The 5278-nt window shown below is 62.2% G+C and carries 5 protein-coding genes, 1 tRNA gene and 1 pseudogene; 1 reads left to right on the plus strand and 6 read right to left on the minus strand.

Annotated elements, in window-relative coordinates:
* On the plus strand, positions 1-554 hold a 554-nt coding region (locus ACYCUK_RS23155), incomplete at its 5' end, for a transposase (RefSeq protein WP_461596954.1).
* Positions 555-720: 166 nt separating this feature from the next.
* Here the strand turns inward: ACYCUK_RS23155 and ACYCUK_RS23160 are convergent.
* The 6 genes and pseudogenes from ACYCUK_RS23160 to ACYCUK_RS23185 all read right to left on the minus strand — a co-directional run.
* Complete coding sequence (locus tag ACYCUK_RS23160; RefSeq protein WP_461596955.1) at positions 721-1314, minus strand: lytic transglycosylase domain-containing protein; 594 nt, start codon at positions 1312-1314, stop codon at positions 721-723.
* Positions 1311-1448, minus strand: a complete 138-nt coding sequence (locus ACYCUK_RS23165) for a hypothetical protein (protein ID WP_461596956.1) — start codon at positions 1446-1448, stop codon at positions 1311-1313. The genes ACYCUK_RS23160 and ACYCUK_RS23165 overlap by 4 nt, the downstream gene beginning before the upstream one ends.
* Positions 1445-3607, minus strand: a complete 2163-nt coding sequence (locus ACYCUK_RS23170) for a DNA topoisomerase 3 (protein ID WP_461596957.1) — start codon at positions 3605-3607, stop codon at positions 1445-1447. The genes ACYCUK_RS23165 and ACYCUK_RS23170 overlap by 4 nt, the downstream gene beginning before the upstream one ends.
* A 201-nt stretch (positions 3608-3808) precedes the next feature.
* Complete coding sequence (locus ACYCUK_RS23175) at positions 3809-4825, minus strand: site-specific integrase (protein ID WP_461596958.1); 1017 nt, start codon at positions 4823-4825, stop codon at positions 3809-3811.
* A gap of 130 nt (positions 4826-4955) precedes the next feature.
* Positions 4956-5031, minus strand: a tRNA-Asn gene (locus ACYCUK_RS23180).
* 118 nt (positions 5032-5149) lie between these two features.
* Positions 5150-5278 (minus strand): annotated as a pseudogene (locus tag ACYCUK_RS23185) (ferredoxin--NADP(+) reductase); the annotation flags it as partial.

The following is a 5278-nucleotide window of genomic DNA, read 5'->3' on the forward strand; positions in this document are numbered from 1 at the left end:
ACGAGAAAGAGATCGTTCAGCAGGACGCCATGCCGGCCGAGTGGTCGCCGGCCAAGCGCCGGCAGAAGGACGTGCAGGCGCGCTGGGCCCAGAAGCACGGCAAGAGCTACTTCGGCTACAAGCTCTCCAGTAGCGTCGATCGGCGCCACAAGATGATTCGCTGCCTGCATGTCAGCACGGCCAGCGAGCACGACACCTTGCACTTTGAGGGCGTGCTCGACGCGGGCAACACCAGCCGCGATGTCTGGACCGACAAGGGCTACGTCGACGGTGAGCGCGAGCAGCGCCCGACGGCCAAGGGCTGGCGCATGCATATCCAGCGCAAGGGTCAGGCTGGCAAACCGTTGTCGGACTGCCAGGAGCGACGCAACCGGCGCATTGCCAAAACTCGTGCCCGCGTGGAGCCCATTTACGCCAGCCTGGAGCAGATGGGCGGCAAGGCGCTGCGCGCGATCGGCCTGGACCGCGCTACGCTGCATCTGCATTGGAAGGTGGCGGCCTACAACCTGCGGCGTCTGTGCACGCTGATGGAGGTCGGTCCGCAGCCCTTCTGACGCACGAAATGGGCTTGGATCGGTCGAAACCGACCGAATCCGGACGCCAAAGGGCGGAAAGATCTCCCAGCTACCCTTCGCTTGGCTCAGCAATGGGTTTGATCGCGGCGTCATCACGGTCAGGTCAGGTCAAGAATCGGGTAATTCGAGGTGCCCTGAAGCCTGATCACCGCAGCGCCACCGCGAGCGCCCCAATTCGTGGTGACAGCGGGCTGGCCTGCGGCGTCGATGTAATCTCTGGGCGAACAGGCGGCAAGCCGCCAACGGCTTGCCGCGTAGGGCCGACTGCAAAGGTCAAGTTTGGCAGCTTTCCACCAGGAATGGCAGGCACGATGACCCCCGCCTGCCCAAAGACCTGCGCGGCATATTGGGCGCCAACCGCCGACCCGGTATTCCCCGTGTTATAGGCCGCCAGTGCTCCGCGCAAATCGCCACGCGACTGCTTCCAGCCACGCAGCAAAATCGTTTGCGCCGCACGGATATTGGTGCAGGGGTCAAGAACCTGCTCCGCCTTGAGATGCAGTCGCCGCAAATTGCGATTGTTGATCTGCCCGAGACCAATATCGACTGAGTGACCCTGCTGAATCAGGTCGGCCGCCAGTTTGGCCGCTTCCGCCAAGCTGGCGGGGCGATAACTCTTTCCCGTGGTGTTGTCGTGCAGCGCAAGCGGATTGCCGCTGCTTTCCTGCTTGATGATGGCCGCCATAGTCACCACCGAAACCTGTGGCGCGCACTGGTGTAGTAAGAGCACCGGCGTCATTTTGAGGCTCCACTAGGCACGCCAAACCACACGCTTGCAGCCAACACCGCAGAAGCCACGATGGCGACCACGGCAAGCGTTCCGATGAACAAGGCCGAATCCTCAAGAGAGTCGAGTTCCTTTTCATTCGTCATCTCATCGCCTCCCAATTGCTGCCCAACTTTTTTTTGTCGTTCCCACGATCCGGCCCCCATGCTGCCTTGCAACCGCGGCAGCGGTAATACGACTTGCCAGTCTTGGTCTCGTTCTTGAACGTTGGCTTTTTGCAACTCGGGCATTGCGGTCCCATCGCTGCGGGCGCGGCGGTCTTCCGTTCGCCGGCACCGTTGCCAGTGGCCTTGTCCTCAAACCGCTTGCCCGGCTTGCCACCGTCATCGCCGAACGCCGCCTGGCAATCCATGCAGCGGTGATAGTCGGTCCCAGCCTTGCTCTTGAGCGCAGCGCAGCGCGCAGCGCCACAGGCCGGGCAGGCGTGCATCACCAGTTGGTTGTCCGTCAGCTTGCCATCCAGGAAGGTGCGGGTGAACTGGCGGGCTGCTTGAGTCTGTCCATCCATGAACCCCACAAACGGCGCGCGTCCTGCCGCAATATCAGCCAGCGCATCTTCCTGCAGCGCCGTGTAACCTGGATCGGCCAGATCAGGCGCCACCTTGCGCAGCATGTCGATCAACTGCACGCCCCGATCGGTCGGGTGGATTTCCTTCTTGCGGCGCTCGACGTACTCGCGGGTGATGAGCACCTCGATCATCGAGGCCCGCGTCGCCTCGGTGCCCAGCCCTGACGTCTCCTTCAGTCGCGCCTTGAGCTTTGGATCCGTGACCAGCCTATGCACGCCAGTCATGGCGGCAATGAGCGTGCCGTCGGTGTAGGGCTTCGGCGGCGCGGTGCGCTTGGACAGGACCTGCGCTGCGGCGCAGGCCAGCACCTGACCTTCGGCCAGGATCGGCAGCTTGCCGTTCGCTTCGGCTGACTCGCCCGCCCCCTCTTCCTGCGCGCCGAGCTTCGTCCAGCCCGGCTCCAACACGATGCGCGCCGCGGCCTTGAAACGCTCACGGCTCGAGAAGACGAAGATCGCTTCCCGGCTCTCGAATTTCTCGGGCGGCATGAACAGGCGGATGTAGGACTCGCGGATCAGGTCGAACACCCGCTTGGCATTGACCGACAGGCTAGCCGCATCCGGATTCTGTCCAGTCGGAATCAGACCATGATGCGCCTCGACCTTTCCGGTGTTCCAGGCCGCATGCTTGCGCGCCGGGTCAAGTCCGGCAATGCCCTCGCCGCCGATGGCTTTCAGAATGCCTGCCGCTGCACCATGCATCTCTATCGGCAGGTAGGGGCAATCGGTGCGAGGGTAAGTGGCAACCTTGGCCTCATAGATCTCCTGCGCCGCCGCCAGCGTGTCCTTGGCAGACAGGCCCAGACGACTGCTGGCCGCCTTCTGCAGGGCGCCCAGGGTGTACGGCAGCGGTGCGGTACGCTCACCGGTCTTGCGGGTGAATTTTTCCACCGTCGTCTTCTGGCCCTGCACAGCCTTGGCGACCGCCTCGGCCGCGACCTTGTCCAGAAGCAGCCCATCGATGAGCAAGTCCTCGGGGATCTGCCACAGCGCACGCGTGTCGCCATCCAGTGCCGCCTCCACCTGGTAGTGATCGCGGGGCTTAAAGTGGTCGATCTCGCGCTTGCGGTCGACCAGCAGTGCCAGGGTCGGCGTCTGCACCCGGCCGACGCTCCAGGCCCCCTGGACACCCACGGCTTGCAGATTGCGGCTCAGCGCAATCGAGCAGTTCATGCCCATCAGCCAGTCGGCGCGCTGACGCGCCAGGGCGGATTCATAGAGCGGACGCATGGCTTCATTGCTCTTGACGGTGACCAGCGCGCGCTGGACGCTTTCGTCGTCCAGGCTGGACAGCCACAGACGCGATGTCTTGCCCTTCCAGCCCAGGTACAGAAGCACCTCGTCCACCAGCAGCTGCCCTTCGCGATCCGCATCGCCAGCGTTGACCACCTCGGTGGCGTCTTTGAGCAGATCGCGGATCACCTTGACCTGCTTGCCCGCCCCGCCATCACGGGGCTGCAGTTGCCAGCGATCCGGGATGACAGGCAGGTGTTTGGAGTCGACACGCCCTCCGACATAGTCCTCGGGTTTCGCCTGTTCCAGCAGATGGCCGAAGCACCAGGTCACGCGGGTTTTGAGACTCGGGCAGTCAATGTAGCCGTCAGCTTTCCTGGCACCGCCCAGCACGCCAGCGACGGCCTGGGCGACGGACGGTTTTTCGGCAATGATGAGGCGCATCCAGGGCTCCAGAAAAAGGTGCCGGGTGCGTCGGCACCACCCGCAAATCGCGGCAAAGGAGCATCGCAGAAAATCCGCGAACCGCACCCGGCATAGGGATATGCGCTGGGGCGGCACCGTGGGGTGAGCGAGAAGGAAAGCCAAGGCACGCCGCCGGCGCGGCGCACCAAGGCAAAAGCAGGGGCAATGAAAGCGGGGCGCTCAAGCGTCCAGCGCGGCGGCCAAATCTGCGGGGACAGGGTGGTAGTAGCGCGCCAGCATTGCGGCGGTCTTGTGCCCGGTGACTTTCATCAGGTCATGCATTGGCAGCTTGCGCGCCATGCGGGAGGTCGCCTCGTGCCGCAGATCGTGGAAATGGAAGTCCTGGATGCCGGCAGCCTTCAGCGCTGGGAGCCAGTGCTGTTTGACCATGGTTTGCGAGACGGCAAAAATGCGCTGACTGGATCTCTGCATGGGTGTCGCCGCAATCGCATGCAGCGCAGATCGAGATAAAGGCACTCTGCGCGCTGTGCCGTTTTTGGTGTCCGGCAACAGGACGTAGCGCTCTTTCACATGCAGGTTTTCCCAAGTCATTGACAACAGTTCGCCTTCGCGCATCGCGGTCTCTAGTGCGACGGTGATGAGTTGGCGAAGCCAGTCACGCGGGTGAACGACAGCCCGGCTATGGCGAGCAGCACAGATCGCATCAATGGCGGCGAACAGCCTTGCATCCTCATCGCCGGTGAACCGCCGGTCGCGAGCATTCTGGACCTTGGGTTTTGCGATCTGCTTAACCGGATTGACGGACAGGCCCAGACCCCATTCCTTGATTGCCGTGCTGAACAAATGCGAAACCAGAGCTAACTCCAACCGAACCGAAGCCGGGGAAACCTCTTTCAATCGAGCGTTCCGGTAACGTGCGAAGTCATCGCCGCGGAGATCGCCGATAGCGCGCCCAGCAAGAGGGTGATCCAGCAAGAATTCGATGCGCGAGTGTTCTTGTCGGGCGCCCTTTTTTAGTCTGCTGACCTCGGCGTCGTAGCGGCGCAGGCAGTCGGCGAACGAAATGATCTTCGCGGGCCGGTGGTCGACATGCTGTCCACGGTCGATGTCGGATTCGGTCTTGCGCGCCCAGGCTTCGGCTTCGGCTTTGGTGTCGAAGGTGTTGGAGATGACCGGATAGCCCTTGCGGCGGATCAACGCACGCCACGCACCAGCACGTTTTTGAAAGCTCGCCATGGTTCGGTTCCTGGTTCAACTCGGTGGCTGAGAGTGTACCCAAGTGAACCAAAAATGAACCAAACTCAGAGGCGCAAAGAAAAAGGCCTTACAGCTTTCACCGTAAGGCCTTGATTTTGCTAGATATTTTTGGCTCCCCGACCTGGGCTCGAACCAGGGACCTGCGGATTAACAGTCCGTCGCTCTACCAACTGAGCTATCAGGGAACAGCCCTTAAGTATAGCCTGGGCTTAAAGCTGTCAGCAAGAGCCAGCCCGGATCCCAGTCACAAGGGATGCGTTAAAAAGGGATGCGTTAAAAAGGCTGATATTCAGAAACGGCAGATCAGTCGAAGGCCGGCGACTCCACCCCCAGCACTTTATGCAGCTTGGGGCTGGTGGTGGTGTACTGCAGATGGATCTTCTTCTCCGGGAAGATGGCGTGCGCCGCGCCGAACGCCGCCAGCGCCGCCTC

This window comes from Thiomonas sp. (assembly GCF_054608695.1).

Bases quoted from the DNA above. Each gene is read 5' to 3' on its own strand.
- ACYCUK_RS23160 (WP_461596955.1), bottom strand. From the start codon at position 1,314: ATGACGCCGGTGCTCTTACTACACCAGTGCGCGCCACAGGTTTCGGTG.
- ACYCUK_RS23175 (WP_461596958.1), bottom strand. From the start codon at position 4,825: ATGGCGAGCTTTCAAAAACGTGCTGGTGCGTGGCGTGCGTTGATCCGC.
- ACYCUK_RS23170 (WP_461596957.1), bottom strand. From the start codon at position 3,607: ATGCGCCTCATCATTGCCGAAAAACCGTCCGTCGCCCAGGCCGTCGCT.
- ACYCUK_RS23165 (WP_461596956.1), bottom strand. From the start codon at position 1,448: ATGACGAATGAAAAGGAACTCGACTCTCTTGAGGATTCGGCCTTGTTC.